Origin of the sequence: Rhodopirellula maiorica SM1 (assembly GCF_000346295.1) — a bacterium.
GTDB lineage: Bacteria > Planctomycetota > Planctomycetia > Pirellulales > Pirellulaceae > Novipirellula > Novipirellula maiorica.
The window spans coordinates 1-16,475 of sequence record NZ_ANOG01000161.1; the positions used below are offsets into that span (position 1 = coordinate 1).

12 protein-coding genes and 1 pseudogene are annotated in these 16,475 nt (G+C 54.5%); 8 read left to right on the plus strand and 5 right to left on the minus strand.

Annotated features, from left to right (window positions below):
- The 4 genes and pseudogenes from RMSM_RS04830 to xerC form a co-directional block, all read left to right on the plus strand.
- Positions 1-233, plus strand: a pseudogene (locus tag RMSM_RS04830) (malate synthase); the annotation flags it as partial.
- Between the two features lie 143 nt (positions 234-376).
- On the plus strand, positions 377-1,534 hold the full coding sequence (locus RMSM_RS04835; RefSeq protein WP_008692403.1) for a hypothetical protein: 1,158 nt from the start codon (positions 377-379) through the stop codon (positions 1,532-1,534).
- Between the two features lie 71 nt (positions 1,535-1,605).
- Complete coding sequence (locus RMSM_RS04840) at positions 1,606-1,851, plus strand: hypothetical protein (protein WP_008692404.1); 246 nt, start codon at positions 1,606-1,608, stop codon at positions 1,849-1,851.
- A 134-nt stretch (positions 1,852-1,985) separates the two neighbouring features.
- Complete coding sequence (xerC, locus tag RMSM_RS04845) at positions 1,986-2,888, plus strand: tyrosine recombinase XerC (protein ID WP_008692406.1); 903 nt, start codon at positions 1,986-1,988, stop codon at positions 2,886-2,888.
- Positions 2,889-2,938: 50 nt separating this feature from the next.
- Here the strand turns inward: xerC and RMSM_RS04850 are convergent, their stop codons facing one another.
- The 5 genes from RMSM_RS04850 to RMSM_RS04870 form a co-directional block, all read right to left on the minus strand.
- Positions 2,939-3,937, minus strand: a complete 999-nt coding sequence (locus RMSM_RS04850; protein ID WP_040764142.1) for a hypothetical protein — start codon at positions 3,935-3,937, stop codon at positions 2,939-2,941.
- A 93-nt stretch (positions 3,938-4,030) separates the two neighbouring features.
- Positions 4,031-4,702, minus strand: coding sequence for a TIGR04283 family arsenosugar biosynthesis glycosyltransferase (locus RMSM_RS04855; protein ID WP_008692410.1), 672 nt, complete (start codon positions 4,700-4,702; stop codon positions 4,031-4,033).
- The gene (locus RMSM_RS04860) at positions 4,699-5,838 is read right to left on the minus strand and encodes an LptF/LptG family permease (RefSeq protein ID WP_008692412.1); all 1,140 of its coding nucleotides are present in this window, start codon (positions 5,836-5,838) and stop codon (positions 4,699-4,701) included. Before RMSM_RS04860 ends, RMSM_RS04855 begins: the two co-directional genes overlap by 4 nt.
- Positions 5,839-6,010: 172 nt before the next feature.
- Positions 6,011-7,618 (minus strand): ArnT family glycosyltransferase, encoded by a 1,608-nt coding sequence (locus RMSM_RS04865; RefSeq protein WP_008692414.1) that lies wholly within the window; start codon positions 7,616-7,618, stop codon positions 6,011-6,013.
- Between the two features lie 4 nt (positions 7,619-7,622).
- The gene (locus tag RMSM_RS04870) at positions 7,623-8,747 is read right to left on the minus strand and encodes a glycosyltransferase family 2 protein (RefSeq protein WP_008692416.1); all 1,125 of its coding nucleotides are present in this window, start codon (positions 8,745-8,747) and stop codon (positions 7,623-7,625) included.
- Here RMSM_RS04870 and RMSM_RS04875 point away from each other — a divergent pair.
- The 4 genes from RMSM_RS04875 to RMSM_RS04890 all read left to right on the plus strand — a co-directional run bounded on the left by RMSM_RS04875 (position 8,746) and on the right by RMSM_RS04890 (position 16,461).
- Positions 8,746-10,521, plus strand: a complete 1,776-nt coding sequence (locus RMSM_RS04875; protein ID WP_052031490.1) for a serine/threonine protein kinase — start codon at positions 8,746-8,748, stop codon at positions 10,519-10,521. The genes RMSM_RS04870 and RMSM_RS04875 overlap by 2 nt on opposite strands.
- 168 nt (positions 10,522-10,689) lie before the next feature.
- Positions 10,690-11,196, plus strand: a complete 507-nt coding sequence (locus RMSM_RS36435) for a hypothetical protein (RefSeq protein ID WP_144057378.1) — start codon at positions 10,690-10,692, stop codon at positions 11,194-11,196.
- 346 nt (positions 11,197-11,542) lie between these two features.
- Positions 11,543-13,972 carry a TolC family protein gene (locus RMSM_RS04885; protein ID WP_052031492.1) on the plus strand — a complete coding sequence of 810 codons (2,430 nt, stop codon included), beginning with the start codon at positions 11,543-11,545 and terminating at the stop codon, positions 13,970-13,972.
- Positions 13,973-14,589: 617 nt separating this feature from the next.
- Positions 14,590-16,461: an aminomethyl-transferring glycine dehydrogenase gene (locus RMSM_RS04890; protein ID WP_008692424.1), complete on the plus strand. Its 1,872-nt coding sequence runs from the start codon at positions 14,590-14,592 to the stop codon at positions 16,459-16,461.
- Positions 16,462-16,475 lie beyond the last annotated feature (14 nt).

A 16,475-nucleotide genomic window follows, 5' to 3' on the forward strand; every position in this document is an offset into this window, starting at 1 on the left:
ATTCGCCCTCACGGCCGACCCAACCGTCGAGTCAGACTTTGTCGCCAAAAACGCCAGCCGAGCTTCGTCAAGCGCGCGCTCTGTATCGGTCACAACAGCGGATTGCTCGGCAAGAATACAATCTGTGGATGGGCCGCGAACCTTTGCGACCGAGTTGGAATGCGATTCCGATGACCTCAAGCCGCTACGCACCGCGACATACCTACTACATTCCCGTTTACATTCAACAGTAAACGAATGAGGTTGCGGCGATTCGTCGCATTGCCAGCGGTTGTCTTTTTTTTCACGATTTTCCTCATCTCGGACCGAGCGATCGGCCGATGACATCGGTGGGAGCGGAGTGACAGGGTGCGCCATCGATGCGCCGAGACATGTCGTGAAACTCGCTCCCCTATGCTCGTTCCTGCTGCTGACCGTCGTTGCGATCAGCTCGCCCGGCTGTTCGTTGGTTCCGGACACCCGTCAGCGTGAATCGCTGCACAATCCGTTTCCTCAAATGAAACGGGTGGCGGTGTTGCCGTTCTTTAACCAAAGCAACGAGCCGACGCTCGATACCGAATTGGTGTCGGAAAGCTACTACGCTGCCCTGCAATCGATTCCTGGCTTTGAGGTCATGCCGATTGGCGTCACCAAGGCGCAGTGGCTGCAATATTCGGCGACCCAGGGCGAGCCAACCACGGGAGCGGATTTCCAGCGGCTGGCCAAGATGATGGATGTCGAGGCGATTGTCGTCGGCTCGGTCACCGATTTTCAGGCCTATTATCCGCCGCGAATGGCGATGACTGTCCATTGGTACGCTGCCAATGAAGGATTTCATCCAATCCCAGCAGGCTACGGTTTGCCGTGGGGCACCGACAAAGAAAAAGAGATTCCGCGACGAATCGTTCGCGAAGCCGAATTCGAATTGGCCCGCAGCCAACTGGAAACACAATCGCCGTTATCAGGGGACGAGCCGGCTGCGGTTTCCCAACGTCATCTGCACCGAGTTTCGGCGGAAATGCCGCTCGACGGAAACCAGCTTCGTCCGACTAACGTCAACGATGATTCGCAAATCGACGCGATGGAATTAGGGGCGACTCCCTCTTTGGATCGCCATCGGTACGCCGAGAATCCCGTACCCGGTGATGGTCACGATGGGGCCGGCTATCAGGGATCACCGATGGCCGAAGAGGTGGGCTTGGGATTGTTCCAGGACCAATTGCCCGAATCGCCCTTGCCAGCAAATTGGCCCGAACCAACCGACTTGATCCCCGACCCACCCTCACCCGTCAGACCGGCGACGATCGTGAACCATGATCCGGTGCTAAGTCACACCCGCATCTATCGCGGAGATGACTCTTATTTCACAAATCGGCTAGCTGATTACGTCGAGACGGGCGACGATGCGCGTTCGGGAGGTTGGCAGGGTTATTTAAAACGTAGCGATGATTTCATTCGTTTCTGTTGTCACGTCCACATCTCTGAAATGCTCGAATCCCGAGGCGGAAGTGACGCAAGGGACCTCATCTTGCGATGGCCACTCAGCCGATACTGAAAGCCAGGTAAGTCGGGTAACCCCGGCTGTTTGGCATCGGCGTTGTGACTAGCAAATGGACACTTGCATCAATGGATCAGGAAATCAATGTTTTAGCGCTGGTCAAAGGCGAAGAGAAGTTCATCTTCATGTTCGATGATCAAAATCGGGATGAGACGCTGCGTCAATTGGCACGATTTGCAGCCGACCCTGATCTTGAGTTCTCTTGGTATGACGCAGCCATGCTAAGTCGCAAAATTCGTGACGCGGTTCCGAGCGAAGACGACATGCTCGCCAGCGAAGAATTCGACAGTTTGTCCATCGACGATTTTTACTAAGACATCGTCACATGGTGGTCCGAGCGCGAAAATCGTCTAAGCGAGGCTCGCGTTGTGACACCGCAATGGTTGAACGTCCATGACCGAAAGTCGTTTCGACTTTCACTTCGCACGCTCCTGCCCAATGCCGTTCTATGCAAAGCGCGATCACTCAATTTTTGCGGTACTTGGCGACCGAACGCAATGCGTCGGATCTGACAATCAAGGCGTACCGCGAAGATCTTTTTGCAATGGTCGAATGGTTTCGCGCCACTCGTGGTGAGGTGCCAAAACCGCAATCGCTTTCGCCACAAGAGCTGCGTACGTTTCAAGCGGCACTGCAAGAAGCCGGATACGCGCGGACCACGATCGCTCGTAAACTCGCGTCGCTCCGCAGTTTTTATCGGTTTGCCATGCGGCAAGGGATCGCGGACAGCAACCCTGCCAAACCGCTTCGCAATCCGCGGCGGCAACGCAAATTGCCGCACGTGTTGAGTAACGACGAAGTCGGCCGATTGCTGCTCGCGCCGCCGGGCGGCGACACCGCCGGGCTTCGCGACCGGGCGATGTTGGAAACGATGTACTCGGCCGGTCTGCGTGTTAGCGAATTGGTTGCACTGCGTGATCGCGATATGGATTTTGATCAACAGATCTTGCGTGTCCGCGGTAAAGGACGCAAAGAGCGAATCAGTCCGCTCGGCTCGTTTGCCATCAAAGCGATCAAAAAATATGAGCAGCGTCGAATTCGCGATCCCAAGACAGAACAGCTCGGTCGCGATGCTCCGGTATTCGTCAATCGGTTCGGCAACATTCTGACGACTCGCAGTGTCGGACGTATGCTCGACAAACATATCGCGGTGGTGGGACTCGATTCACGCACGAGTCCTCATACGTTGCGTCACAGTTTCGCAACACATCTGCTCGATCGCGGCGCCGATATTCGCAGCGTGCAGGAATTGTTGGGTCACAAAAGTCTTGCCACGACCCAGATCTATACGCACGTCAGTGCCGCGAATTTGTTGTCGGTTTACGAAAAGGCACATCCGCGAGCAAGCTAAGCCAAACGAAACGTTGGGGACGCGGCGGCCTCGCAGCCATCCCCGCCCATTCAAGCTTTGGATTTTCGGAACTTTCGCGAGCTGTTTTTCAGTTGCCACCACAGGCAGTGCAGCAGATGGGTTCGCCAAGCCATGTCATTCATGCTGGGCATGCGATCGAGTTCCGGAGCGGACTGTGTCGTGGGAGATGCGTTTCGTTTTTTCAGTTCGTTCAAGATCACATCGAACAGAACCACGGGAACCCAGCTGAAGTTCAGTGTGATCATGCGGACCAACTTGCCGGTGGTCGCGTTTTGACCGTAGAACCCGCCATCCGCCAAACAATAGATCTTCTTGATCTCGCGGCCGTTGAATAACCGTTCCATTTGCATGCCATGATCGTGGCAAATGCAATCGTCAAACGTGGTGCCATCGATGATGCTGCTGAGCGGAATGGAACGGACTGGTTCGGCTTGTTTTAAACACTCATATGCTGACATTTCGGTGAACGCCCAATTGGGATGCAGCGATTCGATTTCTTGTTGTTTGGCTTCGAGAAAATGAGTGTCTTCAAAGATCGAATTGATCTTTTGCAGATACCGCGAAACAAAAGCCGCTCCAGAAACAAAACCATTGATGCATTGTCCATTGCACTGCTCGGTACACTCGTACGATTCGAACTTGGCTTCGTGATCCGCCAGCGGTTCCAAGATCATGGTGTCCGAATCAAAGTGCCAAAACGAATCGAAATGATGGGACGTCAGAAAATTGTGGACAAAGAACCAACGTTTGAACACAAATTTCAACCAATCTTCGCCCCCTTTGATGTGGTGATGTTGAGGCCCTTGAACCGGGCGATAGCAACGATCAAAACGATCGATTTTGTCACCGTAATCGAAGTCAGCGAATCGTAGATGCGTGATTCCTTTTTCCTTGCCAATCCATTGGTTTTTTTCATCACCCAGCAGGACCACTTCTTTGTCGGGATTCGTCAACCGTGCCGTTTCAAGCACATAGGGCAAGTAGCGACTGTTACCGTAATGTGTGAAGATGATAGGCGGATTTGCCAAAGAACTTTCCTAGCGGTAAAGCGGGGCTGCAATGAGAGATAGAGGTGCTGATTTAATCGACCGGCGTTGTGCGGGATTCCGAACACGACGGAATTAGCGATACCGTTTTGCCAATTGCCGAGGTGACGCCCCCAAACGATAACGGCATTGTAAATTCCAATTTCGCAGCGTCTGCATGACGATACCGCGTTGTTCCCATCGCCTCGCACTGATCGTGACCGGGCCAGGCAAAAGGACGGGTTTGGCGATCGCTCGCATGGTCCGAGAAAATGCAACGTCTTCCATCAATTCAATCTCTTCGAAACCGCCAACCTTTTTGTAGGTTTCTCGGCGAACAAAGATCGCTTGATCTCCAAACGCCATGCCGCGAAAACGGACTCGCGCTGCGTTCCCTTTTTCAATCAACCGATAGGCCGATCGGGGATGGGCGATGTGCTGTTCAAAAGCACCCCAAACTAAATCGGGGACATCGCAGATTTGTTGCAAACATGATTCGCCCAGCAGGCTGTCCGCATGCAGAAACAGCACCACTTCGCGGCTCGCGAACACGGCACCGGCGTTGAGTTGAATACCACGTCCGGAGATCGAACGAATGATCTTCGAAGCCCCCGCGTCCGCGGCAACATCGGTCGTTTGATCTTCGCTTCCGCCATCACAAACAATGATCTCAGTCGCTCCGGCATCGATGGCCGAGCGGACGGCGTTTTCAATCGTAGCCGCTTCATTCAGTGTCGGAATGACGACCGAAATGTCCGAAGGGTTCATTCGGTCTGTACTTCTCGAAAGCGGACATAGGCGATCGGTCCGAGCACCAACAGCGGTACCCAAGCCGACATCGCGGGTGACAACAAGTAACCGCTACCGCCCATCGCACCAGAGAGAGTTTTGATGGCAAAAAAGAACAGCACGGTGCCGATTGCCACGCCAATCATCAAAAACAAGTTGCGGCCACGCCGATTGACGACGATCGGAAGTCCTAGCAACACCAACGCATAATCCAGTGGCGGACGAACCATCCGTTCGTGCAGCAAGACTTGAACGCTTAGACTGCTATGCACGGCAGGGTTTTTGACTCGCGATGCAATTTCCGAAATCGAGACGAAACGGGATGTCGATTGATCCGTTTGTAGATACTCGGAATTGATCGTGGTCGCAATAAAACACTCGTTCGGATTCAGCCATGGATGGTCTTGCGGCGTCAGTATCACGAGCCGGTGTTCGGTTCCGACCGAGGCAAGCGAGGCGATGTTTTCAGGCCGTTTGATCCCGCTTACCAAGTAGCCTTCGGCATGGTCCGCGGTCGCTTCGCTCCACTGTGCCGATTGAGCGGTGATCAATTCACCGAATCCCTCAAAGTCACCATCGAGACGAAAACTGGGGTAATTGATCCGTTTGCTGCGAGGCAGCAGCGACGCTCCTTCGATCAAAATCTGGTTCGTCAAATCATAACAAGGAAGAATCGGTTGCTCGGATTCCTGTTCCAACTCTTTGGCTTTCATGGCCAATGCGTCACGGTAGTGAGGCAACAAGAATTCGCGGTTGGCCAATTGAATGCTGATGATAAAAAAGGACGCGATCAACATCGGGCGCAATATCCGGCCATGCGAGATACCCGCTGACAATGTCGCGGTCAATTCGCCCGTCCGGCGTAGCCAACCGACGGTAAACAGCAGCGACATCAACACGATGATCGCTCCGGTCCAATCAAACAACAACAGCATGTAGGGGCCGTAATACCGCAGCATCACAGCGACCAACCCGCCCTCGGTGCGTCCGAGGTGAACCAAGTCATCTAGGCTGGTGAAAGCATGGAAAACGATGAAAATGCCCGCGATCGAGCAAAAACATACCAACACCGTGCGGAGAAATAGAATCAGGATGTATCGATCAATCTTGGTCACGATCTATCCGGCATGTTTTGGAAAAAGGGTACGGCGAGAGGGAAATGACAATGTCGGAGAACACCTCTAAGCGTCCGATTGTCTGGCCCATCAGCGGATCAAGTTGATCCGAACACAGGTCCACTATCCAAATTCGAGGCTGACAAGACAAGACCAGTGCGTTGGATTGCGATCACCGCGTTGCGGTTTGCGACGGCATCGCTCCGATCCGATCACTGGCGGACAAAGGATCGTAGATCGCCGCGATCGGGTCGATTGATTGTTCCAGTCGTGCAAAGCCGAGTGTCGTCTTTGCTGATTCGTCACCATACAGGTAGCGGTACTGGCGGGTCTGCCAAACCAATCGATCGGTCGGTTGTCCGACGATTTCGATCGCAAACTCGCTCAGTTGCTCGTTCGCACTTGGGGGGCACGCATCACTCGCGACGACGACCTGCTGATTGCCGCCAGCCAGGATTCTTAGCAGCGATTCGCTATTCACCAAGTGACGTTGATCCATCGAAATGACCAGCGAGCTAGGAAATTGAAGTTTCAAGTTTCCTGCGCTGTGCATATGAGGTGCGATGATGATCGCGGGAGCCTCTCCGATTTCGTCTTCGATCGTTTGTGCAAATTGAGGATAGGGGATGTTTAACCAAATGAACCGATTGCGTTTTTGCGAAAACATCGGTCGGACGACGATCGCGATCAACACGACTGCCATCAGCGTCACCGCACTGATACAAACGCGATTCATCGCAACGCGGTCGGAACTGGCGAACCGGCCGACGCGAAGTACCAAATAGGCTGGGAATAGACATACAAACGGTTGTATCCAGCGATTCTTGAACTCCAACGCATTGCCCGACAACACAAGCATCATCAACGCAAATCCGACGATCAAAAAGAATCGTTCGATCAACAAGGTGGTTGGATCCGCCGCAATGGAGTTGGATTTCCACTGCACATAGATGTTTTTGAGTGAGTCGCGAAAGGCAATCAAGAAAATGCCCAGTGTCAACAAACAACACGCCAACGTGGATGTCACCAGGGCGTACGCGCCGTGGGAAACATTGCTGCCCCACGAGTCCGTTTGTTCGTTGGTCAATGTCGAAATGGTTTTCGATGACGCCAGCTGAAGATGTTCGATCGCCCAATACGTATGGGGGGCGATCAGCACGGCGGCAACGACGACCGACAGGATCAAGCGACGATCAAACAACCAGCGGCGATAGCTTGGTACCGAGACCGCTGCGGTAATCACCGCAAAGATCACGATTGCAAAGTTGTATTTACTCATCAAACCAAAGCCGCACGTCAATCCGATCGCAACGTACCACTTCCAATGCGGTTGGTGACGTAGCGAAACCACGCAATACACCAACAAACTAACGGCAAACGTGACGGCCACGGTGTGTGAGAGATCGCGATGACTTTCCCAGGAAATTTGCGGGATCGTCATCATCGCAAGCGACGCAACCAGCGCCATCGCGGCGTTGCTCGTCGCTTTTTGTACGGTGCCAAAGACACATAGATACGTCAGCGCCAACAACACGTTTTTCAGTAGCGCCAGCGGCATCACGCCGTAACCAAAGACGTGGAACAATGCCGTTTGCATCCATGTGTAAAGCGGCGGTTGGCTGTTGTAACCAAGCGAAATCCATTGCGACAAAAACGCTTGTTCGGATTCGTCAAAGTCGAGCGAGCCCGAAATGCAGACGCGGACGACCACATGTAAACCGAAGTAGGCCAGCAATACCGCTGCAAACCGATAGCGTTTTTGTAGGATCCAATCAAGCATTGGCTTAGCCAGCTCGTCTTTCTCGAGTGGTCTCGGATGGAGGTTGAGGCAGCGGTAACAAATAATCACAGGGTGTCGAACTCGAACCGCTCGCATTGCCGTCGACAGCGACCGCGGCGTCGGAGTTGGCAGCAGGTGTCATGTGGTGATGACGCGTGAAGTAACCAGGTTGGCTGGAGGATTGGTGGTAGATTCGCGACAACATCTCAGCCATCACACCAAAGCAGATCAGTTGCAGCGACGAGAGCGTGGCAATCGTGCCGATCAACAACATCGGACGTGTACCGATGTCTTGACCGAAGGCAAACTTGGCCACCCCAAGACTGCCTAGCATCGCCATTCCGATCGCGCCGACAAAAATGCCAACACTGCCAAAAAAATGTCCCGGACGCGCTCGGTATTTCATAAAGAACAATACCGACAACAGATCCAGCACCACGCGAATGGTTCGAGAGATGCCATATTTTGATTCACCAAATTGACGAGCACGATGACGGACTTCGATCTCCGATATCCGCGATGGATGTGTCACGGCGGCAACCCACGCGGGAATGAACCGATGCATCTCGCCAATCAATTTGACCTGTTTGATCACCGATGCCCGATAGATCTTTAGACTGCATCCATAATCGCGGATCTGTACGCCGGTGACTTTGGCGATCAATCGATTGGCGATCCACGACGGCACCAGTCTCAGAAGTAAACCGTCTTGACGTTTTTTGCGACGCCCCACCAACAGATCCAATTGGTTGGCTTCCAAATGGGCGACCATTTTCGGGATATCGGCGGGATCGTTCTGGAGATCACCGTCCAACGTCGCGATCAATCGACCTTGGGCGGCGTCAATTCCCGCTTGCATCGCCGCGGTTTGACCAAAATTGCGATACAACGAGACGATGTGAATAGGCAATCCCGACGCGTCGGCCGCAGCGGTCGCCTTGGGATAGGTTTGGTCCACACTGCCATCGTCGACCAAAATGATCTCGAACCGAGACGGTTCTTCGGCGAACGTTTGCTGCAGCGCAGCAATCAACGGCCCCACCGATTCCTCTTCGTTGTAAAGCGGAATCACGACGGAGAGTTGGATTGCGTCTGGTTCGGCGCTATCCTGGGTCGATGCGTTCATCATGAGGTTTTTATCAGGGCCGGGCTTGCTGCATTGCAGCGACAAATTTGTGCTAAATCCAAGACTGCCCCCGCGAAATCCTTTCGCTGGGATTGTCGTTCTTTCGGGGTATACTCAAGAGATGAATGTGCCGTCCAGAGATAAATCGAATTCTCCGATCGCTCCGACGATTGCCGGAGCCGATGTGTTGCTCGATAGCGTGATGGCCGATTTTATCGAGAGACAGGAAAAAGGACTCTCGCCCGACCCCAACCAATACTTGATCGCCTACCCCCAATTTGCTGGTGAGCTGAAAAGTTTTTTTCGCAATCATCATTGGCTCGCGGGCGATCCGAGTCCTGTGATCGAGCCGCCGACGTTGGCAGGTTCCCGTGTTGGACCCTATCGAATCGAGTGTGAGATTGCTCGCGGCGGCATGGGGGTCGTGTACCGCGCGATCCAAGATAATCTTGGGCGACCGGTCGCGTTGAAATTGATCAGCAGCGGGGTTTTGGCCTGTGAAGAAGAGCGGCGGCGATTTCGCATCGAAGCCGAAGCGGCGGCGACGCTGCATCATCCCGGTATCATTGCGATTCACGATATCGGGACATGGGGCGGTTACGAATACTTTTCGATGACGTTGGTCGAAGGACCGACGTTGCAGCAAAAAGTCGACGCCCGCAACGCGGACCAACGGTGTTTGGATGATCCGGGGGCGGCCACGATCGTTCGTGACGTGGCGCGTGCGGTCGCCTACGCCCACCGCGCCGGCATCGTGCATCGCGACTTGAAGCCCGAAAATATATTGATTTCGAGCGACGGTCGCCCGTTGGTCGCCGATTTTGGGTTAGCCAAATGGCACCGCGACGGCGCGTTGATCACACGGACCGGCCAAGTTTTGGGGACCCCTCATTATATGAGCCCCGAACAAGCCGCCGGTGGACGGAATGTCAACGAAGCGGCGGACATCTATTCATTGGGTGCGATTTTGTACGCGTTGTTGACAGGACATCCGCCTCATCAAGGCCATTCGGCGGCCGACATTCTTCGCTCGGTGCTGCACGATGACCCGATTTCGCCTCGTTTGATTCGTCATGCCATCCCTACCGATTTGGAAGCGATCTGTTTGAAAGCAATGCACTACGAACCAGAATGTCGTTATCCGTCGGCCGAAGCGTTGGCCGACGATCTGGATCGCTATTTGGCCGGTGAGGAGGTTGCCGCGTCGAGCAGCGGGATCCTGGATCGCGTCGCCCGCGAAATTCGTCGTGACCAGCATCAAAACTATTTCGCTGCCTGGGGCAACACATTGATCGGCATCGGAATAATTATTTTCGTTACTCATGTCGTGATGTTTTGGCTGGATCGATTCTATTCGCTGCCGCAGGGAATCGCGTATTGGGTGCCGCGAATCACAATGCTGTCATTGATCTTCACATGGATCTGCTGGGCACGGCAGGGCCAATTTCTACCGCGAACCGTGGCGGAACGCCCCGTCTGGTCGATCTGGATCGGCTACCTGGCCACGCTGCTGACGATGAATTTATTGTTGATGTTTGGTTCGCTGGATCATCGAGTGTTGTTTCCGATTGCCTCGGCATTAAGCGGTTTTGGCTTTATTGCGATGGGCGGCCATGTGTGGGGTGGCGCCGCGATCGGTGGCATCCTGTTTCTGGTGGGATCACTGGTTTCGATCGTCTGGCTGCCTTACGCCTCGCTGATCTTTGGATCGATTTGGCTGCTGAATCTGTCCGTCTTGGGTTGGCATTACCGATCGCGGTCCCAGCCGGAGAATTAGCGATGCCCGCATCTTCCGAATAATCGTTGCGTGGGTGAACCGTCGTCATGATCGATGCCGACTGCACAAGGTAGCGACGGCTGTCGTTGTCGACAAAATCGGTATGACAACAACGCGAGGTCGTCAAGCATCTTCCGACCAATGATTCCCGCTGCAAACGGCAAAGTTATGTCACGAATCTTTCTTGCCTTTACGATCGCTTGTTTCGCCGTCTCGGCAGACGCTCATCATCCCGATCGCGAAAACCAACCGGTTCACCCGCGAATTGATGTGATTGGGCCGTTGGGGAACCGGCTGCCCGAATCCTATCGTCGCAAATACAACCGTCCGACGTATATCGGTGGCAAGATCGCCTATTGCATCGCGCCGTCAAGCCGCGAAGCGATGGCGTGGCACAAGGCCGAACATCGCGGTAGCTACGATAAAAAAGGGTGTCGCACGGTGATGACCTACTTTTACCCAAAACCTTGGGAGGCACTGAAAATCGGACCTCGTCCATCGTCGGCGTCGCAGGAGGACGGATTGGTCCAAGCGGTCGAGGACGCCGCGGATCCGTCGGTGTTGCCAGACCAAGTCACCGATTATCTCAAGGTCGATTCGGTCCATCCGGCTCCGGGTGAAGCTCCCGCTCCGAAGCTACAGCTCGCCGACCCGCTCGATTTGATCGAAGAGTGAAGTGTTCTCGTTCGCGCCGTGCCGCTACCAAAGTAGATGGCAGTGGGCTCGCGCCGCGGGGGCGACGAGGTAAATGACCGTGAATTGCACGGCGAGTTGCGTCTGAAACCAGCTCTTCACCACAAATCTGCTTCGACTTCAAGAAAATTCTCAGAAGCGTCAAAGTTTACCTAACCGGACTCCGATAACTACTTTCGGACGAGGAGGTCTCGGGTTGCTACGTGGCAGCTTGGGGACTTCACGGAGGGGGGCTTCCACACTCGGCCCGATCGAAATGCGCTCGTCGTCTTTTTGGCGATACCGTTAAAGCGTGTTTCACGGCGGCACCGCCCAGGAAGCCTTGAGCATGAACCGCTCGCTGTTACGATTTACTGCGTATCTTCAGCTTGGGATTACCATCCTATTCGCGTGTGGATGCGCACCGACACAACCGTTTTTTCTGAATGAGTCTCCGGACCTTCAGTTCTATCTCAACCAAGCGACGTCGATCGAGTATCCTGACGTCGAGGTCGAGCATTTGGCTGAAACCACCGGTGCACTTCCTCCGTTGACCGTTGGTAATCACGATTACCAATTCTGGGATCTGACGTTGGAAGAGTGTGTGTCGATCGCGCTGCAGAACTCGAAGTTCTTCATCACCACCAACGGCAACGCTGAGTTCCGCCAAAACATTGCGACTCAGTTCACCAGTGGCAATGCGGACCAGTTCGGCAGCATCTACGACATCGCTATCCAGCAATCGACCACGCAGTCGGTTCCGTTGACCGTCGATAGCGACGGCAACCGCACCTTGCCTCGTGGTGTATTGCGAGCGAACCAAGTCGGCGGCGTGGAAGACGCATTGGCCGAGTTTGATGCTCAAGCCAGCGGTTTCATCAACTACGGCACGACCGATCGTACCCGTAACGTTGGTATCAACAACTCAATCAACCCGCAAATCGCGAAAGCAACCGACACCACCCAGCAATCTGCGATCAGCAAGCGATTGGCCACTGGTGGCGTTGCCACACTTCGTCAACAAGTCATCTATTCGCGAAATAACGCGGAAATCAGTTCCGTGTCGCGAGCCGTCCCAAGCGACTGGACCGCGTTGATCGAAGCTCAGGTGCAACACCCGCTGATGCGAAATCGTGGCACGTTGATCAACCGTATTCCAGTGGTCTTGGCAAGTTTGAACGAAGACCTTTCGATTGCGGATTTCGAAGCCCAAGTGCGTAACCTGGTCCGCGACGTCGAGAACACTTACTGGGACCTGTACGTTTCTTACCGAAACGTCGCGACATCGATCATCGGCCGTAACAGTGCGATCGCGACCGCTCAATTCGCTCGTTTGAACTTAGAAAACGGCACCGGCACTCGCCAAGAATTAGCTCAAGCGGTTGAGCAGTACTATCAGTTCCGTGGCATTTTGGAATCGGCTATCGCCGGTTCGAATGTTCCTGGTGCGGACCGTTTTGGAGTCTACGGCAATGAACGCCGCATGCGTGAATTGCTTGGAATCGCAGCGACCGATGGGCGTCTGATTCGCCCGATTGACGAGCCTTCGCTGGCCCGAGTCGAATTTGATTGGAACGAGTCCGTTGCTCAAATGTTGTACCTCAGTCCCGAAGTTCGTCGTAACAAAACCCGGCTCAAACAAGCCGAATTGGAATTGATCTCTGCAAAGAATCAAGTTTTGCCTGAAGTCAATCTGTCGCTACTTTACCGTTGGGTTGGCCAGGGTGACACGCTTGGACCTCCGCAGCGACGGGATGTTGCCGGACCGAACCCAGGCAGCAGTGCGTTGGCGGAATTGACGGGCGGCGATTACCAAGAAGGTGCGATTCGATTGGACATCACGCCACCAGCACTCGGAGCACGTCGTGAACTCGCACGCATCCGTGGTGCCCAGTTGCGAGTGGTTCGTGAAAAGTCGTTCCTACAAGAACAAGAGCGTTTGCAAGTCAGTCTATTGAGTGACGCGACCGCAAAAGTGGCAACCCACTATCAATTAGTACAAACCAATGCACAACGATGGCAAGCGGCCGAGCAAGAAGTCGAAGCTCGTTTGGCCGAATTCAAAGGCGGCCGAAGCCCGGTAAACGTCGTGCTGCAGAGTCAGCAACGTCGTGCTCAAGCACAAATCGATTACTACCGAGCACTCGGCGAATACAACAAATCGATCAACTACGTCGACTACCTCAAAGGCACTTTGCTTGCGAACAGCAACATCACATTAGCGGAAGGCCCTTGGAATAAGAAAGCATACTGGGATGCACTGGAACGAGCACGTGAACGAAGTGCTGGAAAGCAAGTCAAGTACGGCGTGACACGACCCGAGGTCGTTCGCACTGGACCGGTACGTGACGCCGATGCCGCTGTCAACATGATGGGCGGATCCGCAGACCACGCTGGCGAAATGATCTTTGGCGATCCGAACGATCCGCTGAACATGAACATGTCGCCTTACCGTGACACGATCGAAGTGGACGATGTGCCGCTGAGTGAGATGGGAACACCGCAGCAAATGTTTGCACCCGGTGTCTCGCCTGAGCAATTTGCTCCGACCAACCCGAGCCAATCGACCTCGCCACAGTCTGGCGGATCGGTGCCGCCGATGCCAACGATCGACAGCTTGCCTGATTCGGGATCGCTCCAGCCGCTGGACATTCCGGTCGGCAGTGCCGTCGCACCCATGAACTACGAAACGCCCGCCGTCTCGGCCCGCATTTCGGACGACGTCGACGTCAGCTACACACCGACCCCTGTCGCACGTCGACCATTGCCGTCTCGTTAGCACACGAGTACGGCCACCAATTTTCCTTCGGGCGGAGGCATACGAGGGTTGCCCGCATAACGCGTCGGGAACGACAGCCCTCGTAAAACGAAAGTTCGAGAGCGCCGCAAGGCGCCTCGAACTTTTCGTCGTTACCCGTAGCATAGGCTTCTAGCCTGTGTTCTTTCCAGCCTGTGTTCTTTAGTGGGATAGGCTTCCAGTCTGCCATCTATCGTTCTGATCGCAGGGGATGCGAAGAAAATAATTAGCGGACTGGATCTTGTTCAAGATCCGGCATCTGGGATCTTCAACAAGATCTACCACGGGGAAATGCGTTCGCAATAAATTCGCATCGCGGATCGATCAGCGACGATTCTGGCAGTGTGGACCGAAACTCTTGGCGAGTTTCGCTACCTTTACCGTGTTTGGCCTCCGTGCTGCATGATAGTCGTCGAAGCGGCGTCTCTGCGGGCTTGGATTCTTCCCACAACGAGCAGTGGGATACCACGAATCGCTCGCCGAAATTATGTTGTTCCTTCTGTTGCTAGTGCTCCACGCGTTGTCAAAACGCGGGTATCCGCCATCCAGCGACATTCAGAGGCAAACTAGATCCACCCTCTTTCGGGCCCCATCGGAACATGTCCACAAGCACCAATCAGCCATCGCTCTGCTCGTCCACCGCTACGAACGCCATCGATTTTGTCGACGGCTTTGCGCGGCGTCACATTGGTTCGTCGGAAACCGAACTCGCAGAGATGTTGAAATTGCTCGGTTTCGATTCGCTCGACGCGCTTTCCGATGCCACGGTGCCGGCCGATATTCGTCTGGATGCACCGCTGGACATTCCGGATCCCCGCGGCGAACGAGAATGTTTGCAGGGGCTGAAGGCGATCGCCAGCAAAAACAAAATGTACCGCTCTTGTATCGGGATGGGGTACACCGGAACCGTCACCCCTCCAGTGATTTTGCGGAATGTGCTGGAGAATCCCGGTTGGTATACACAGTACACGCCTTACCAGGCCGAAATCTCGCAGGGACGGCTCGAGGCGCTATTGAATTTCCAAACTGTGATTGCCGATCTGACGGGATTGCCATTGGCCGGTGCAAGTCTGCTGGACGAAGCGACCGCGGCCGCCGAAGCGATGGGAATGTGTATCGCGATTGCCAATCACAAGAAAACGGGCTTCTGGGCCTCCGACGATTGCCATCCGCAAACCATCGCACTGCTGAAAACGCGGGCGGCCGGTTTGGGCGTCGATTTGAAGGTGGGGCCAATCAGCGAGATCGATTTTGAACATGGCGCGGGTGGTTTGTGCGGCGTCTTGGTTCAATACCCCACGACCGATGGCCGGATCAACGACTACAGCGAATTGGCAACGCAAGCCAAGAATCACAAGTGTTTGACGGTGGCTGCGGCAGATTTATTGGCGCTCACGCTGATCACGCCTCCCGGGCAATGGGGAGCCGATATTTGCATCGGCAGCGCTCAACGATTCGGTGTGCCAATGGGATTGGGCGGACCTCACGCTGCTTACATCTCGACTCGCGACCAGTATGCCCGCAAACTTCCCGGCCGGATCATTGGTGTTTCCAAGGACAGCCACGGCAACCGCGCGCTTCGTATGGCGATTCAAACTCGCGAGCAGCACATTCGTCGTGACAAAGCGACTAGCAATATTTGCACCGCCCAAGCGCTGCTGGCGATCATCAATTCGTTTTACGCGGTTTATCATGGCCCCGAGGGACTGACCAACATCGCTCGCCGTGTGCAAGGGTTCACCGCCGCACTTGCCAAAGGACTCGAGCGTCTCGGTCACAAAGCGACTCACGATGGTCCCGTGTTTGACACGATTCGGATTCGCTTGGGCAAAGGACGCACACATGCCGCCCGCCAAGTGGCGGACGCGGCACGCGAACGTCAAATCAACTTGCGTGAATACGACGATGGCACGTTGGGCGTGACACTGGATGAAACCAGCGATCGTGGGCTGGTGGCCGATCTTTTGGCGGCGTTCAATTTTGGGCATTTCACCGGGTTTGATATCGATGAATTGCTTGCCGAAGCGGAAGCCGACGGACTATGCAATTTGTCAGAGTTTTCTCGCACCAGTGATTTTTTGACTCACCCCGTGTTCCACTCGTATCGCAGCGAAACCAAGTTGTTGCGGTACATTTTCAAGTTGATGGGCCGCGATTTGTCGCTCGCGCACAGCATGATTCCGCTGGGGTCGTGCACGATGAAGTTGAACGGCACGAGCGAAATGATCCCCGTCACCTGGCCCGAATTCGCCAATATCCATCCCTTCGCACCGGATACGCAGTGGCGTGGATACACGTACATGTTCCGTGAACTCGAGGCTTGGTTGTGCAGCGTGACTGGGTTTGCCGCGGTCAGCTTGCAGCCCAACGCGGGGGCACAAGGCGAGTACGCAGGTTTGCTTGTCATTCGTGCCTACCACGAACATCAAGCGGCCAAGGCAGGTCAAGAAAACGACGTGATTGTTTGTTGATTCCGACAGTCGGC

Coding starts and splice junctions, on each gene's coding strand:
- RMSM_RS04890 (WP_008692424.1), top strand. CDS start 14,590: ATGTCCACAAGCACCAATCAGCCATCGCTCTGCTCGTCCACCGCTACG.
- RMSM_RS04840 (WP_008692404.1), top strand. CDS start 1,606: ATGGATCAGGAAATCAATGTTTTAGCGCTGGTCAAAGGCGAAGAGAAG.
- xerC (WP_008692406.1), top strand. CDS start 1,986: ATGCAAAGCGCGATCACTCAATTTTTGCGGTACTTGGCGACCGAACGC.
- RMSM_RS04865 (WP_008692414.1), bottom strand. CDS start 7,618: ATGCTTGATTGGATCCTACAAAAACGCTATCGGTTTGCAGCGGTATTG.
- RMSM_RS04855 (WP_008692410.1), bottom strand. CDS start 4,702: ATGAACCCTTCGGACATTTCGGTCGTCATTCCGACACTGAATGAAGCG.
- RMSM_RS36435 (WP_144057378.1), top strand. CDS start 10,690: ATGTCACGAATCTTTCTTGCCTTTACGATCGCTTGTTTCGCCGTCTCG.
- RMSM_RS04885 (WP_052031492.1), top strand. CDS start 11,543: ATGAACCGCTCGCTGTTACGATTTACTGCGTATCTTCAGCTTGGGATT.
- RMSM_RS04875 (WP_052031490.1), top strand. CDS start 8,746: ATGAGGTTTTTATCAGGGCCGGGCTTGCTGCATTGCAGCGACAAATTT.
- RMSM_RS04870 (WP_008692416.1), bottom strand. CDS start 8,747: ATGATGAACGCATCGACCCAGGATAGCGCCGAACCAGACGCAATCCAA.